The organism is Nocardia sp. 2TAF39, from assembly GCF_052114905.1.
In the GTDB taxonomy this organism is placed as follows: Bacteria; Actinomycetota; Actinomycetes; order Mycobacteriales; family Mycobacteriaceae; genus Nocardia.
In genome coordinates this window covers 66,629-80,252 of record NZ_JBFRFQ010000001.1, presented here as the reverse complement: position 1 = coordinate 80,252, position 13,624 = coordinate 66,629, and the positions used below count along the sequence as shown (strand labels likewise).

The following is a 13,624-nucleotide window of genomic DNA, read 5'->3' as shown; positions in this document are numbered from 1 at the left end:
GCTGAAAATGTGAATTGTCGATGAACCGTCGATTTCATCTCGAAGGCGCAGTCGGGTGCCTGCGCCGTTCTGGCGCATCGTCACTGGGGCAGGGGCGCTCGGAGGCAGTCGCAGATCAGCGCGGCGACGCGCTGGGGGTCGGGAATGCCTGTGCGGTGGACGGCGACCGCGGCGATAGCCACCGCCTGCACCTCGTCGACGTCGACATCGGTTCGCACCGCCCCCGCTTGCTGAGCGCGATGCAGCAGATCGGCGAAAACGGTCCGTAACTCGGCGGCGACTTGTCGGGTCTGTGCGCTCATGGCGATCTCGGCTCGGGCGAGCGCCTCGGCGAGATCCTGCTTCGTCTTGGCCTGCCCCACCATTCCCAGTAGGAACTCGAAGAAGGCCGGCTCGACGTCGTCGGACTGTAGAGCGCGTGTCGCGTCGTCGATCAACTGCCGCAGGTGGTCGACGAGCACAGCTTCGAACAGCGACTCCTTGGTCGGAAAATGCCGGTGTACCGTCCCCGCGCCAACCCCTGCCCGCCGCGCGATCTCATCCAGCGAGATCCCGCTGCCCGCACTGCTGAACCCCGCGCGCGCAGCTGCCAGGATCTGCTCCCGGTTGCGTCGCGCATCGGCTCGCAGTGGACGCTCACCACCCATCTCTCACCGTCCCTGATCCGGCGCTCGACAACCGGGGCGCGTGCCCCGTATATTAACCGGGGGGATCGCCCCGGTTAGTTTCTGAGCAGGAGTATGCCATGTCTGTCACCCCTCGTGAAACCATCGAACGCCTGCTGGCCGTGACCGCTGGGGGCCCGGTGCCGGAGATGGCCGATGTCTATGCGGTCGACGCCGTGTTCGAACTGCCGTATCTGCCGCCTGGCGCTGAGCATCCAGAGGTCGGCAGAGAGGCGTTCCGAGCTCATTTGGTCGAGGGCGCACGGATTCAGCGATTCGACTCCATCGACGACGTTCGCATTCACGAGACCGCCGACCCCGAAGTCATCATCACCGAATACCGGATCAACGGCACCGTGCTGTCCACCGGCACACAGTTCGCCTTCCCGATCATCAAGGTGGCCCGTGTGCGGGATGGGTTGATCGTCTGGTCACGCAGTTACTCCAATCCGCTTGCCGGCGCTATCGCTTTCGGACAAGCCGAGGCGCTGCTCGGCGGCATCATCGCCGAGCGATCAGGGGTCCGGCCTTCGTGATCGAGCTCGAGTGCCGAATAGCACCTGCGCCAAAGCCGGCGCCCAGGTCCGGCGCAATGGGGGTTGCTGCGCCGACAGGAGCTAAAGGTCGACCGGGATGGCCTGGCCACTGGAGTGCTCGCGGGTCCAAAGCCGTTCGGGGTGCACGGTAAGCAGGTCGGCGACCTGGCAGATCGTGGCAGGTCGTTTGTCGACGTGCTCGAGGTCGGGGGTGATGACCAGGACGCTAGGCTTCGGCCGGCCTTTCGCCGCCGCGGCGGCGTGCAGGCAGTCGATGGCATCCAGCAGGCGCCCGATCGGCCGGTCCATGCGAGGCCCGATCACGACGGTGCGCACCAACTGGAAGCCGTGCTTGTGGGCCACGGATCGGATGCGTTGTTCGGCGTGGTGTTGCCGCGCGGGGGCGGCGTGGGCCAGCATGTATCCGACCGCGATCCGACGCGTCACCGCTCACCCCGACCATGCACAGCCAAGTCGATGCGGGCGCAGGTGGTACACCAGCCGACGACGCCTCCGAGCAGCACGCCCAAGGTGAACACGAGCAACAGGTCCAGCACGGCCACGCTCCCTCCGTCGACGGGTGGCGACCCGGGGCTGTGCTTTCGCCGGACTTGTCGCATCCGCGCTTGTGGACGCGACACTGTACCCGTAGACGCAACGGGTCCGGGGTGCCTGCTCGGACTGTACGAGGCAACCTGACCCGAGGCCAGCCGAGTGCGTGAAAGTGCGCGGACCGGTGACATCGGCCTATGCTCCCGCCACGATGAGAGGAGTATCCATGCACACAACGCGCTACAAGGGAGCCCTCATCATGCAGGTTCGATTCCTCGGCGGCCCGTCCGGCGGGCAAGGCTCACCGCGGCTATATGCCACCGACCGCGACACCTTCGCCGTCCAAGGGTGGAAGACCGACCGCAGCGATCAGGTCGAGATCCCGCACCGGCTGCTGGTCCACACCGAGCCGGGCACGGCCGTGGCCGGGCTCGTCGACACTGGGCACGGCACGTTTTTGCTCACCGGCGCGCCGGTCATCGACCCGGAAGCGCTCGCGATGATGAAGATCCCCGGGCATGAGGCGGCGGTGGAAGTGCCGATCGCGCCAGAGGTGACCCCCGATGATCCGCGTCGAGCCGGGTGAGCGCTTCGACCAGCTGCTCGGCCGCGCCGAGCAGCTGGCGTTCCATCTCGAAACCGCCGACGACTACGACGCGGAGACCGAGGCCGAGTCATTCGCCGCCTGGCGAGACAACGAAGCCCGCGACCCCGGCGGCGACTGGTTCGCTCCCTGGACGCAGCAGGTGCGGGCGATGACCGGGCGTGGCGTCGCGGTGCGGCGGGCCCGCATCGTCACCGTCCCGCACACCACCTACACCCGCTACTTGCTTGCCCTCGGCCGCTACAACGTCGAGGCTGGTGAGGACTTGCGCTACCTCACGCGCGCCGGGGCCCACCCGGAAGACGCTGTCGCCGAAGACTTCTGGCTGCTGGATACCCACACTGTCGCCTACAGCCTGTTCGATGAGCGCGGCCGCTGGATCGGCGCGGCCACCACTAGCGAGCCACGCCAGCTGCGCGCCGCGATCGCCATTCGTGACCGCGTGTGGGCGGCAGCAATCCCATACGAGGACTACCTCGGCAGGTTCCCATGACCGCGACCAGGGTTGATCACGCCCGCCAAGCCCTCGGCGCGCGACTGCGCGAACTGCGCCGCTCCAAAGGCCTGGACGGACGCGAATTCTCCACCGCCGCCGGATGGCACTGGTCGAAAACGTCCCGCGTCGAACTCGGCAAGCAGCGGCCCAGCGTCGACGATCTCGCGGTGTGGTGCCGACTGTGCGACGCGGAACTCGCGCTCCCGGATCTTGTCGCGGCCCTGCAGAACGTCGATGCCCAATGGCAGGAATGGCGGCGGGTCACCGCCGGCGGACACGCACGCCGTCAACGTCGCGGCGCCGACCTCGAGGGGCGCGCCCGCTCGCTGCGTACCTACAGCACGGTGCTCATCCCCGGTCTGCTGCAAACCGAGCCTTACGCGAGAACCGTTCTCACCCAGTGCATCCGGTTTCTGGGCACCCACGACGACCTCGACGACGCCGTAGCCGCACGCCTGGCCCGCCAGCGCGTGCTGCACCGAGGCGATCACCGACTCGTGCAGCTCATAGACCAGTCGGCCCTACACACACACGTCGGCGACAGCACCGTCATGACCGACCAACTCCAGCACCTGCTCGACACCGGATTCGGCAACCCGCGCCTCATCCTCGGCGTCGTCCCGGCCGGCACCGGATTCATCTACACCACCACCTCATTCGATCTGCTCGACCGCCGCACCGCTCTCGTCGAAACGATCAGCGCCGAACTCACCATCACCACCCCCTCCGAACTCGCACTCTATGAAAAAGCCTGGACCGGACTCTACGAACACGCCGTCTTCGGCGACCAGGCCCGAGCCCTCATCACCACCGCGCAGCAGCAGATCAGGCAGGGGATTTGATTCCGGACCACGCTGATAGCGTGAATTGCGATTTGTTCGAACAGATGTGCTCTATCGCAACCCCGATCGTCGTGTCTTACAGCATCTTCCGGTGGAGGGTAGCGGCGGGGACCGGCATATCACGGCCGTACCGGCCGGCAAGTGCTCGGTGATTACGACGAAGGCGTTACGGTGGCGAGGCGGGCGAACCACTGGCTCGCGAGGGTAGGCGCGTTCGACATCGGTGAAGATCACGCGGTCACGGCAGCACCTCGACTCGAGATCAGGGTGTGCCGATCGACTCGTCTTGGATAGTGGCCGCCGCGAATGTGGCCGCACAGTAGGCCGCGGTGGGCATTTGCTCGTTACTCGCTCGTAGTGGCGCGGGCGCCTAACATTCTCCGGGACAACGGGGTCGGATATCAGAAGATTCTCTGCCCGAACGGATTGTGAACCTTGCCCAACTCGACGAATCTCGACCCCACCGCGACCGTCCCGAGTCCGGCCTCGGCTGGTCGGCGCCCCGAGGCGATTCACCGTTTTCTCGTCAAACCCGACGACGCCGGCATCGTGGGATCGGTCGACGGCGGCAAACTCCTCGAATGGATCGACAAGGTCGCCTACGCGGCGGCGGCCCAGTGGAGCGGCCGCTATTGCGTCACGGCCTATGTCGGCAATATCCATCTCGACCGGCCGATCGCGGTCGGTGAGCTGGTCGAATTGCATGCGAATCTCGTCCACACCGGGCGCACCAGCATGCATATCCTCGTCACCGTCTATTCCACCGATCCCACGCGGGTGAAGCCGGTGCAGTCGGCCCAATGTCTGACGATCTTCGTCGCCGTCGACGACGACCGGCGCACTGTCGAAGTGCCGCAATGGAATCCGACAACACTCCTCGAGCTGCAGCGGCATCGGCAGGCGCGGGCGAGGATCTCGGTGCGCAAACACATCGAGGAGGCGATGGCTGCGCAGCGGTATACGGCTGCCGGCACCGCGCCGAGTGCCACGCTGCGGTTTCTGGCAGCGCCCTCGGACATCAACTGGGGTGGCAAGGTTCATGGTGGCCGGACGATGCGGTGGATCGACGAGGCCGCCTACGTGTGCGGCGCCGACTGGGCCGGACAGCACGTCATCACGTCCTACTTCGGCGGTATCCGCTTCTACCGGCCGATCGTCATCGGCCACGTCGTCGAGGTCACCGCACGCCTGATCCATACCGGCCCGCGCAGCATGCACATGAGTGTGCACGTGACGTCCACCGACACCCATTCTGACGAACCCGCACTGGCCGCGCATGGTCTCGCCGTGGTTGTCGCGGTGGACGACGACGGAAAAGCGCGGGCTGCGCGGCAATGGGCGCCGGTCTCCGAGGAAGACCAAGCGCTTGACGCACACGCCCGGCATCTCGTCGAACTACGTGCGCTGGTGGAGCCGTTCACCCCGGCGAGTGCCGTGCCGGCCGATGCCGAACCCAGTCATTTCCGGGTACCGGCGCATCGGTGAACGCATGCCGCGAACGTGGAACCTCGATGGAGGTGTAGGTCGCGCTCAGCTGCGGGATCATCGGCGACATCGGCAAGACCGACAAGAGATGAGGTCGATCAGGACGCTTACGACCGTCACAACAAGGAGCTGGCACTGCGGTGCGATGATTTCTACGCATGCGCGCGTGCCGACCTCGAAGTTCGTAGCGGTGCCGTTCCGGCCAGCTACCGTGATTGGCTTCCCTCGGTGATGGCGGCAAACGAATCCGGGGATTCATGATCAAGCCCAGAGCTGTTGGCGATGGTGGCTCAGCGATTGATCCGAGCTTGTCGCCGGTAGGCGGGCCTGCCTACCGGCGAAGCGGAGTCATCAGCGGATTTCGGCTATCTTGACCGGCCGTGCTTCCCGGCGCGATATTTCGCAAGCCTCGGCGATATAGAACGCCTCGAGGGCGTCGCTGGGGCTACAAGGATTGTCTAGATCGCCGGTCACCACGGAGGCGAAGGCGGCCAATTCTTCGGTGTAGGCGCGTCGGAAGCGGTCGATGAAGCCGGGGTAGGCGGGGTGGGGGGAGGGAGTGTAGCCGGGTTCGACCGACGATAACGGTGAGCGGTCGTCCAGGCCGACTATGGCGTTTCCCTTGGATCCCAACGCTTCCAGTCGGACGTCGTATCCCGCCGCGTTGTACCGGGTGAGGGAGACGGTGGCGAGGGCGCCGTCGTCGAGACGCAGCACGACGGCGGCGGTGTCGACGTCGCCCGCGTCGGCGAAGAAGGGCTCTCCGCGGTTGGCGCCGACCGCGTAGACCTCGGTGACTTCCCGTCCCGTCACCCACCGAATGATGTCGAAATCATGCACCCCGCAGTCCCGGAACAACCCACCCGACCGTGCAACGTATTCGGCAGGTGGTGGCGCCGGATCGAGAGTGGTGGCACGCAGCGTGTGCAGCCACCCGAGGTTGCCGGACCGGATGGCTGCACGCGCCGCGCGGTAGCCGGCGTCGAAACGGCGTTGGAACCCGATCTGGACCGGGACGGCGGAGTGCTGAATGCGTTCGATGACGGTGCGGGTGCCTTCGATGTCGGCGGCTACCGGCTTCTCGCAGAAGACGGGGATGCCGGCGTCGACAGCGCGGATGATGAGGGCGGGGTGGGAGTCGGTGGCGGTGGCGATGACGAGGCCGTCGAGGTCGGCGGCGAAGAGAGTGTCGAGGTCGGGGGCGAATTCGACGCCGAGTTCGGCGGCGGTGGCGCGGGCCCGGTCGGTGTCGGCGTCGGCGACGACGACCTTGGTGACGTTCGCGATATTCGTGAGGGTTTCGGTGTGTAAGGTTCCGATTCGGCCGGTTCCGGCCAGGCCCAAGGTGATGGCTTTGTGGGATGACATCGGCACTCCTTCAGGTGAAATCTCGATGTGCGGTCGGCGATCGGCCGCTCGCGAGGCGGTTCAGTGGCCAGGGGCGCTCGTGGTCGAGCGGATGACGAGAGAAGGCTGTAGACGACGCCGGACCGGGGCGGTACGTCCGTCGCGGAGGCGTTCGGCGAGTGCCTCGATGGCAAGGCGGCCCATTTGGACGCGTGGCTGGTCGATGGTGGTCAAGGCGACGTGGCGCAGCGCGGCCAGCGACGTATTGTCGTAGCCTACGATCGAAACATCTTCTGGCACACGCAATCCCGCTTCCTCGAGTGCGGACATCGCTCCGACGGCGTTGAAGTCGTTGCCGCAGACCAGCGCGGTGGGAAAGTTGTCGTGGGAGAACAGGTTCAACAGCTTCCGCACCGCGGTCATGCCTGCGGAGTCGGTGTGCTCGCTGGGAATGACCATCGGCTCCAGGCCGTGGCGCGTCATGGCGGCACGGTAGCCCTTGCGGCGCGGCGCAGAGGTGAAGGCGCCGCCGCCGTCGAGGTGCACGATGCGCCGATGACCCAGGGACACCAGGTGATCCACGGCGAGGCCCGCGCCGATCTCGCCGTCGTCGTTGACCGTGTCGATGTCGGCGACCGTGGAGCTGCGGGAGACCAGCACCAGCGGTGCCTGCTGTGCCGCTGCGCGAATCGCGGCGGCGGGCAGGATGGGGGAGAGCAGGATGACGCCGCCGGGGCGGAAGGACAGCAGGCTCTGCAGAGCGGTGTGCTCGCGGGCGGCGCTGCGGCGGCCGGTGTTGAGGATCAGCTCGAGGCCGGACTCCTGCGCCGCGGCGTCCATGCCCTCGACGACGTCGGCGAAGAAGGCGTTGCGCAGGTCGGAGACCATGACACCCACGATGTTGGAGGTTCGGCTGGCCAGCGAGCGCGCCAAGATGTGCGGCTGGTATCCGAGGTCTTTCGCGGCTTCCAGCACGGCCCGTCGGCGGTGCTCGCTGACTTTGGGGGAGTCGCGCATGACGAGTGAAACGAGGGCACGGGAGACGCCGGCGCGCTCGGCGACGTCTTCCATGGTTGGTCGCGCCATGTCGCCTCCGTTCCGCGTTCGGTGAACCGTGCCGGGTCGGACGATACAAGATCGGCCAGTCCTGTTCAATAGAGCGCTCTAACAAGAGTTGCCACGCCGAGTATTCTCGCAAGCTCTGCATGTATTGCGGCATATTACCTGGTAGTAGCGCTAGAATCGGGCCAGGAAGAACTCTTGACACACTATGACCCACGTTACATAGTTGGAGCGCTCCAAACGCTTCAACTCGACACCGAAGGTCGGAGAAGTGCCGATGACGGAATCGCTCTACCCGCTGCGTATCGCGGGCGCTCCGATCTCCTGGGGAGTCTGCGAGGTTCCCGGCTGGGGTCACATGCTCGACGCGCGCACCGTCCTGTCGGAAATGGCCGCGCTCGGCCTGTCCGCTACCGAACTCGGCCCACCCGGCTATTTCCCGCGCGACCCGGCCCAGCTGCGGATGCTGCTCGGGACCTTCGGGATCGCCTCGGTCGGCGGGTTCCTGGCCCTCGTGCTGCACCGGAACCCGGGCGAGGCGATCACACAGGCAAAGGACACCGCCGCACTGCTGTCCGCCACCGGCGCCGAGGTCCTCGTACTCGCCGCCGCGACGGGACTCTGCGGATACGATTCGCGCCCGCAGCTCGCCGACGCCGAATGGCACATGTTGGTGGAAACAGCCGCCGCCATCCGTGACGTCGCTGCCGAACGTGGCCTGCGCACGGTGCTGCATCCGCACGTCGGCACGCACGTGGAGAGTGCGGCCGAGGTCGAGCGTTTCCTCGCCGACTCCGACCTCGACCTCTGCCTCGACACGGGGCATCTGGTGATCGGCGGCACCGACCCCGTGCGGCTCGTGCGGCGACATGCCGAACGGATCGGGCACATCCACCTCAAGGACGTCCGCAGCGCACTGGCCGACCAGGTGCGCGGCGGAAAGCTGGAGTACAGCGAGGCGGTGCGTCGCGGGCTGTATGTTCCACTCGGCGAAGGCGACGTCGACATCGAGGCGCTGGTGCGCGGTGTCCGCGCCGCCGGCTACCGGGGCTGGTATGTGATGGAGCAGGACACCGCGCTGCTGCCGACCGGCTCGGCGGAGCTGCCGCGCCGCGACACCGAACGGAGTCTGCGCCACCTCGCGGACATCGCACCTGCCGCGGCACGAATCTAGTTGGGACGTGATGACAACGATGTTTTCGATACCACAGCGCGGTGCGGCCGCGTGGCGGCGGCGCCAACGCCGCCTGCTGCCATGGGTTGCCACGGCCGCCCTCCTCGCCGCGTGCAGCGGACCCGGCACCGACGCGCCCGCGCCGTCACAGACACCGGTCGCCGCGGGCCGACTGGAGTCGGTAGCGGTGGTGACGCACGGCAGCCCGGGCGACGCGTTCTGGAACGTTGTCAAGAACGGGGCGGAGGCCGCGGGCAAGGATCTCGGCGTCCGCGTGGAGTACAACGCCTCGGGTGATCCCGGCCAGCAGGCGAAACTGATCGACAATGCGGTGGCGCAGGGCGTCGACGGCCTCGTCGTCTCGATGGCCAACCCCGAGGCGTTGCGGTCATCCCTCGAAAAGGCCGTCGCCGCGGGCATCCCGGTGGTGACGATCAATTCCGGTGCGGCCGAGAGCACGAAGTTCGGTGCGTTCGCCCATGTGGGCCAGAGCGAATCGCTCGCGGGCCAGGCCGCGGGCAAACGGCTTGCGGACACCGGGCGCGGCAGGATGCTCTGCGTGATCCACGAGGCGGGCAATATCGGCGCCAGCGAACGCTGCGGTGGCGCGACGAAGGCCTTCGGCAACGCGACCACGCTCCAGGTGGACATCAACAACCCGACCGATGTGCAGTCTCGGATCAAGGGCGCGCTGGAGGCCGACCGTTCCATCGACGCGGTCTTGACGCTGACTTCCCAGATCGCCGCGCGGGCGGTGGACGCGGTACAAGAGGCGAGGTCGGCGGCCACGGTCGCGACGTTCGACTTGAATTCCGATGTGGTGGAGGCGATCCGGGCAGGAAAGTTGCTGTTCGCGGTCGACCAGCAGCAGTACGAGCAGGGCTACCTGCCGATCGTGCTGCTTCAGCTCTACCGGTCGAATCTGAACACCGTCGGAGGCGGCGCGCCGGTGCAGACCGGCCCTGGCTTCGTCGACAAGAGCAACGTCGACGCCGTGGCCGCGCTGGTCGCGCAAGGCACGCGGTGAGGTGGACGACATGACCGTTGTGACAAAGACTTCCGACGCGACGCAGGAACGGACCGCGGGCCCCTCGCCGCTGCAGCGCCTGTTCCTGCGGCCGGAAATCGGGGCCGCGCTCGGCGCGCTGCTCGTGTTCGTGTTCTTCTCGATCATCACCGATAGGTTCCTCAGCCCGCTCGGCGTGGCGACGTGGCTGGACGATTCGTCCACGCTGGGCATCATGGCAGTGGCCGTGGCTCTGCTGATGATCGGCGGCGAGTTCGACCTGTCGGCGGGTGTGATGACCGCCTCCACCGCGCTCGTCACCGCATTGCTCGCGGTACACGCCGGGTGGAACGTGTGGTTCGCGCTGTTGGCCTCGCTGGTGTTCGCCTTCGCCGTCGGCGCGTTCAACGGCTGGGTGGTGATGCGCACGGGCCTGCCGAGCTTCATCGTCACTCTCGGTACGTTCCTCGCGTTGCAGGGCTTGAATCTCGGTGTGACGCGGCTGGTTACCGACACAGTTCAGGTGTCGGGTGTGCGTGGCGCGGACGGCTACCAGTCGGCGGGCTGGGTGTTCGCCTCGACGCTGAATATCGGCGACGCCCGCATCCAGGCCTCGGTGGTGTGGTGGATCGTGCTGACCGCCCTCGCCGCGATCGTCTTGGTGCGCACCAGGTTCGGCAACTGGATCTTCGCGGTGGGCGGTGAGTTGCCCAGCGCCCGTGCGGTCGGCGTGCCCGCAGATCGCACGAAGATCCTGCTGTTCATAGGCACCGCGTTCGCGGGCTGGGTGGTCGGCTCCTGCAATATCCTCCGCTTCGCGAGCGTACAGGCCAACCAGGGCGTCGGGCTCGAGCTGCACTACATCATCGCTGCCGTGGTAGGCGGGTGCCTGTTGACCGGCGGCTTCGGCTCGGCGGTCGGCGCCGCGATCGGCGCGCTGATCTTCGGCATGGCGCGCCAAGGGATCGTGTTCGCCCGCTGGGACAGCGACTGGTTCATGCTGTTCCTCGGCGTGCTGTTGCTGGCGGCGGTGTTGGTCAACAACAGATTCCAGAAGCGAGCCGAAAGGGTACGCCGATGACCTCCCTCATCGAAGCCGTCGACCTCGGCAAGAGCTATGGCGGTGTCGTCGCGTTGCGCGAGGTGTCCACCGTGGTGAACGCGGGCGAGGTGACCTGCGTGCTCGGCGACAACGGCGCGGGCAAGTCCACGCTGATCAAGATCCTGGCCGGGGTGCACCAGCACGACCGCGGCGAGCTGCGGGTGGAGGGCGAATCTGTCCGGTTTTCCTCGCCGCGTGCGGCATTGGATCGCGGCATCGCCACGGTATATCAGGACTTGGCGGTGGTGCCGCTGATGAGCGTGTGGCGCAACTTCGTGCTCGGCTCCGAACCCACCGTCGGATTCGGCCCGATCCGGTTGCTGGATCGCACAAAGGGCCTGGAGATCGCACGAACGGCATTGGCGGACATGGGGATCGACATTCGCGACCTCGAACAGCCGGTCGGCACGCTGTCGGGCGGCCAACGACAGTGCGTCGCTATTGCGCGCGCCGTGCACTACGGCGCAAAGGTGCTCATTCTCGACGAGCCGACCGCGGCGCTGGGCGTGAAACAGGCCGGGGTGGTGCTGAAGTATGTCGTGCAGGCGCGCGATCGCGGCCTGGGCGTCGTGCTCATCACGCACAACCCGCATCACGCCTATCCGGTCGGCGACCGATTCCTGTTGCTGAAGCGGGGCGCCGTGCTCGGCTCGTACGAGAAACCGGAGATCGACGTGCAGGAGTTGACCCGCCAGATGGCGGGCGGTGCGGAGCTGGAGGCCCTGCAGCACGAGCTGCGACGCGTGGTGACGCCGTGAATCCGGGCAGACAGGAGGCGAGCCCGTGACGGATCTGGAGGCGCTGACCATCGGCCGGGTCGGGGTGGACCTGTATCCCGAGCAGAGCGGCGTCGGGCTGGCGCAAGTGCGGAGCTTCGCGAAGTTCCTGGGCGGCACGGCAACCAATGTCGCGGTGGCCGCAGCCCGGCTCGGCAGGCGGTCGGCGGTGCTGACCAAGGTGGGGCCCGACGGTTTCGGCGATTTCGTGCGCTCGGCGCTCGACGATTTCGGCGTCTCGTCCCGCTACGTGACCACGGCACCGAATCTGCTGACGCCTGTGGTCTTCTGCGAGCTGGCGCCGCCCGCCGACCCGCCGCTGCTGTTCTATCGGGCGCCGATCGCGCCGGATCTCACCATCACCGAGGCCGAGGTCCCGTGGGACGTGGTGGATTCGGTGCCCCTGCTCTGGGTCACCGGCACCGGCGTGAGCGCCGAGCCGGGGCGCGGTACACAGTGCGAGATCCTGCGGCGGCGCGCGCGACGCGGGCACACCGTGCTCGACCTGGACTACCGGCCGATGTTCTGGCCAGACGTGGACACCGCGCGAGCCGAGATCGCCTGGATGCTCGACCACGTGAACGTGGTGGTCGGCAACCGCACCGAGGTTCAGGTGGTGGTGGGCACCGCGGACCCCGACGGGGCGGCGGACCGGCTGTTGGCGCGCGGCGTGCGCCTCGCGGTGATCAAGCGGGGCGCCGACGGCGTGCTCGTGGCCACCGACTCCGAACGATGGACGGTACCGCCGTGCCCCGTGGAGGTGGTGTGTGGGCTCGGCGCCGGCGACGGATTCGGCGGTGCGCTGATCCACGGTCTGCTGTCGAACTGGGACCCGCGGCGGATCGCCACCTACGCCAACGCCGCGGGCGCGCTGGTGGCAGCGCGCCTTGCCTGCGCCGACGCGATGCCCACCGGGGCGGAGATCGAGGAATTGCTGTGCGGCTGAGCCGGAGCCGAACCGCGGAACGGAGGAAGCAGTGCACGTGACCGACGATCGCTGGCGTGAGCTGCTGCGCGTCCGCGCGACCGACCCCGCGGGGATCGAACGGGCGTATGCGAAACGGGTGCGTCGCCCCAATCTGCTGGCGGGCAAGCAGACCCTGTTCCTGGTCGCCGCGGATCACCCGGCCCGCGGCGCCCTCGGTGTCGGCGCGGACCGCACGGCCATGGCCGACCGGCGCACCCTGCTGGAACGGCTGCTGATCGCGTTGGAGAACCCGGACGTCGACGGCGTGCTCGGTTCACCGGACGTGGTGGAGGAGTTGCTGCTGTTGGACGCGCTCGACGACAAGGTTGTGATCGGCTCGATGAACCGCGGCGGACTGGCCGGTGCGGAATGGGAGATCGACGACCGCTTCACCGGTTACGACGCCGAATCCCTTGCCCGCTTTCGCCTCGAGGGCGGCAAGATGCTGCTGCGCTTGGTCGATTCCGACGCGGGAACGGTGCCGACCCTGCAAGCCTGCGCGCAGGCGGTCTCCGAATTGGCGGCGCACGGGCTGATGGCGATGGTCGAGCCGTTGCCCTACCACCGGGACGATTCCGGTGCGCTGGTGATGAGCAAGGACGCGCCATCGCTGTCCAGGGCGATCACGGTGGCCTCCGGCCTCGGCGTCACTTCCGCCTACACCTGGCTGAAAATTCCGGCACCACAGGATATTTCGGTGCTGGACGCGACAACCCTCCCGGTTGTCGTGCTCGGCGGCGCGCCTTCCGGTGACCCGGCGGCGGATCTCGCGTTCTGGCACGGCGCGCTCGGCCACGACGTGGTCCGCGGCCTGGTGGTCGGACGCACCCTGCTGTATCCACCGGACGGCGACGTCGCCAAGGCGGTGGAGGGCGCCGCCCGCCTTCTGAAGGAAGCCCGATGAGTCGCCGCCGTGCCCTCGGGGCGGACTGGCCGTCGACGCGGTCCAGGGCGGCCGAACCACGATGGAGGCGTGATGGGACACCACCGTGCAGCGTCCAGTGGCGCCG

At 67.4% G+C, this 13,624-nt stretch carries 15 protein-coding genes; 11 read left to right on the top strand and 4 right to left on the bottom strand.

The features are described from left to right. Positions 1 to 80: 80 nt before the first annotated feature. Complete coding sequence (locus AB4Z47_RS00380) at positions 81 to 647, bottom strand: TetR/AcrR family transcriptional regulator (RefSeq protein WP_441947121.1); 567 nt, start codon at positions 645 to 647, stop codon at positions 81 to 83. 98 nt (positions 648 to 745) lie between these two features. On the opposite strand from AB4Z47_RS00380, the gene AB4Z47_RS00375 reads away from it, so the two are divergent. After that, positions 746 to 1,201, top strand: coding sequence for a nuclear transport factor 2 family protein (locus tag AB4Z47_RS00375; protein WP_441947120.1), 456 nt, complete (start codon positions 746 to 748; stop codon positions 1,199 to 1,201). An 81-nt stretch (positions 1,202 to 1,282) separates the two neighbouring features. Here the strand turns inward: AB4Z47_RS00375 and AB4Z47_RS00370 are convergent, their stop codons facing one another. Further along, positions 1,283 to 1,648 (bottom strand): hypothetical protein, encoded by a 366-nt coding sequence (locus AB4Z47_RS00370; protein WP_441947119.1) that lies wholly within the window; start codon positions 1,646 to 1,648, stop codon positions 1,283 to 1,285. Between the two features lie 331 nt (positions 1,649 to 1,979). Between AB4Z47_RS00370 and AB4Z47_RS00365 the strand changes: the two genes are divergently transcribed. The 4 genes from AB4Z47_RS00365 to AB4Z47_RS00350 all read left to right on the top strand — a co-directional run bounded on the left by AB4Z47_RS00365 (position 1,980) and on the right by AB4Z47_RS00350 (position 5,180). Beyond that, a complete protein-coding gene (locus AB4Z47_RS00365) occupies positions 1,980 to 2,339 on the top strand; it encodes a hypothetical protein (RefSeq protein WP_441947118.1) in 360 nt (119 codons plus the stop codon). Further along, positions 2,317 to 2,850 (top strand): DUF6879 family protein, encoded by a 534-nt coding sequence (locus AB4Z47_RS00360; protein WP_441947117.1) that lies wholly within the window; start codon positions 2,317 to 2,319, stop codon positions 2,848 to 2,850. The genes AB4Z47_RS00365 and AB4Z47_RS00360 overlap by 23 nt, the downstream gene beginning before the upstream one ends. Then, entirely contained in the window at positions 2,847 to 3,695 is an 849-nt protein-coding gene (locus AB4Z47_RS00355; RefSeq protein ID WP_441947116.1) for a helix-turn-helix domain-containing protein, read from the top strand. Before AB4Z47_RS00360 ends, AB4Z47_RS00355 begins: the two co-directional genes overlap by 4 nt. Positions 3,696 to 4,130: 435 nt before the next feature. After that, entirely contained in the window at positions 4,131 to 5,180 is a 1,050-nt protein-coding gene (locus tag AB4Z47_RS00350; RefSeq protein WP_441947115.1) for an acyl-CoA thioesterase, read from the top strand. 351 nt (positions 5,181 to 5,531) lie between these two features. Here AB4Z47_RS00350 and AB4Z47_RS00345 read toward each other — a convergent pair whose 3' ends face one another. Beyond that, a complete protein-coding gene (locus tag AB4Z47_RS00345) occupies positions 5,532 to 6,548 on the bottom strand; it encodes a Gfo/Idh/MocA family protein (protein ID WP_441947114.1) in 1,017 nt (338 codons plus the stop codon). Between the two features lie 60 nt (positions 6,549 to 6,608). Beyond that, positions 6,609 to 7,613, bottom strand: coding sequence for a LacI family DNA-binding transcriptional regulator (locus AB4Z47_RS00340; RefSeq protein ID WP_441947112.1), 1,005 nt, complete (start codon positions 7,611 to 7,613; stop codon positions 6,609 to 6,611). 253 nt (positions 7,614 to 7,866) lie between these two features. Between AB4Z47_RS00340 and AB4Z47_RS00335 the strand changes: the two genes are divergently transcribed. The 6 genes from AB4Z47_RS00335 to AB4Z47_RS00310 are packed head-to-tail and all read left to right on the top strand — an operon-like array spanning position 7,867 to position 13,518. After that, the gene (locus tag AB4Z47_RS00335) at positions 7,867 to 8,763 is read left to right on the top strand and encodes a TIM barrel protein (RefSeq protein ID WP_441947111.1); all 897 of its coding nucleotides are present in this window, start codon (positions 7,867 to 7,869) and stop codon (positions 8,761 to 8,763) included. Between the two features lie 19 nt (positions 8,764 to 8,782). After that, positions 8,783 to 9,790, top strand: coding sequence for a sugar ABC transporter substrate-binding protein (locus AB4Z47_RS00330; protein WP_441947110.1), 1,008 nt, complete (start codon positions 8,783 to 8,785; stop codon positions 9,788 to 9,790). Between the two features lie 10 nt (positions 9,791 to 9,800). Beyond that, positions 9,801 to 10,850, top strand: a complete 1,050-nt coding sequence (locus AB4Z47_RS00325; protein ID WP_441947109.1) for an ABC transporter permease — start codon at positions 9,801 to 9,803, stop codon at positions 10,848 to 10,850. Further along, positions 10,847 to 11,629 (top strand): ATP-binding cassette domain-containing protein, encoded by a 783-nt coding sequence (locus AB4Z47_RS00320; protein ID WP_441947108.1) that lies wholly within the window; start codon positions 10,847 to 10,849, stop codon positions 11,627 to 11,629. The genes AB4Z47_RS00325 and AB4Z47_RS00320 overlap by 4 nt, the downstream gene beginning before the upstream one ends. A 25-nt stretch (positions 11,630 to 11,654) precedes the next feature. Then, a complete protein-coding gene (gene iolC / locus AB4Z47_RS00315) occupies positions 11,655 to 12,593 on the top strand; it encodes a 5-dehydro-2-deoxygluconokinase (protein ID WP_441947106.1) in 939 nt (312 codons plus the stop codon). 31 nt (positions 12,594 to 12,624) lie between these two features. Then, positions 12,625 to 13,518: a Cgl0159 family (beta/alpha)8-fold protein gene (locus tag AB4Z47_RS00310; protein WP_441947104.1), complete on the top strand. Its 894-nt coding sequence runs from the start codon at positions 12,625 to 12,627 to the stop codon at positions 13,516 to 13,518. The last annotated feature ends 106 nt before the right edge of the window (positions 13,519 to 13,624 follow it).

Coding starts and splice junctions, on each gene's coding strand:
- AB4Z47_RS00380 (WP_441947121.1), bottom strand. CDS start 647: ATGGGTGGTGAGCGTCCACTGCGAGCCGATGCGCGACGCAACCGGGAG.
- AB4Z47_RS00375 (WP_441947120.1), top strand. CDS start 746: ATGTCTGTCACCCCTCGTGAAACCATCGAACGCCTGCTGGCCGTGACC.
- AB4Z47_RS00365 (WP_441947118.1), top strand. CDS start 1,980: ATGCACACAACGCGCTACAAGGGAGCCCTCATCATGCAGGTTCGATTC.
- AB4Z47_RS00360 (WP_441947117.1), top strand. CDS start 2,317: ATGATCCGCGTCGAGCCGGGTGAGCGCTTCGACCAGCTGCTCGGCCGC.
- AB4Z47_RS00355 (WP_441947116.1), top strand. CDS start 2,847: ATGACCGCGACCAGGGTTGATCACGCCCGCCAAGCCCTCGGCGCGCGA.
- AB4Z47_RS00345 (WP_441947114.1), bottom strand. CDS start 6,548: ATGTCATCCCACAAAGCCATCACCTTGGGCCTGGCCGGAACCGGCCGA.
- AB4Z47_RS00340 (WP_441947112.1), bottom strand. CDS start 7,613: ATGGCGCGACCAACCATGGAAGACGTCGCCGAGCGCGCCGGCGTCTCC.
- AB4Z47_RS00335 (WP_441947111.1), top strand. CDS start 7,867: ATGACGGAATCGCTCTACCCGCTGCGTATCGCGGGCGCTCCGATCTCC.
- AB4Z47_RS00330 (WP_441947110.1), top strand. CDS start 8,783: ATGTTTTCGATACCACAGCGCGGTGCGGCCGCGTGGCGGCGGCGCCAA.
- AB4Z47_RS00325 (WP_441947109.1), top strand. CDS start 9,801: ATGACCGTTGTGACAAAGACTTCCGACGCGACGCAGGAACGGACCGCG.
- AB4Z47_RS00320 (WP_441947108.1), top strand. CDS start 10,847: ATGACCTCCCTCATCGAAGCCGTCGACCTCGGCAAGAGCTATGGCGGT.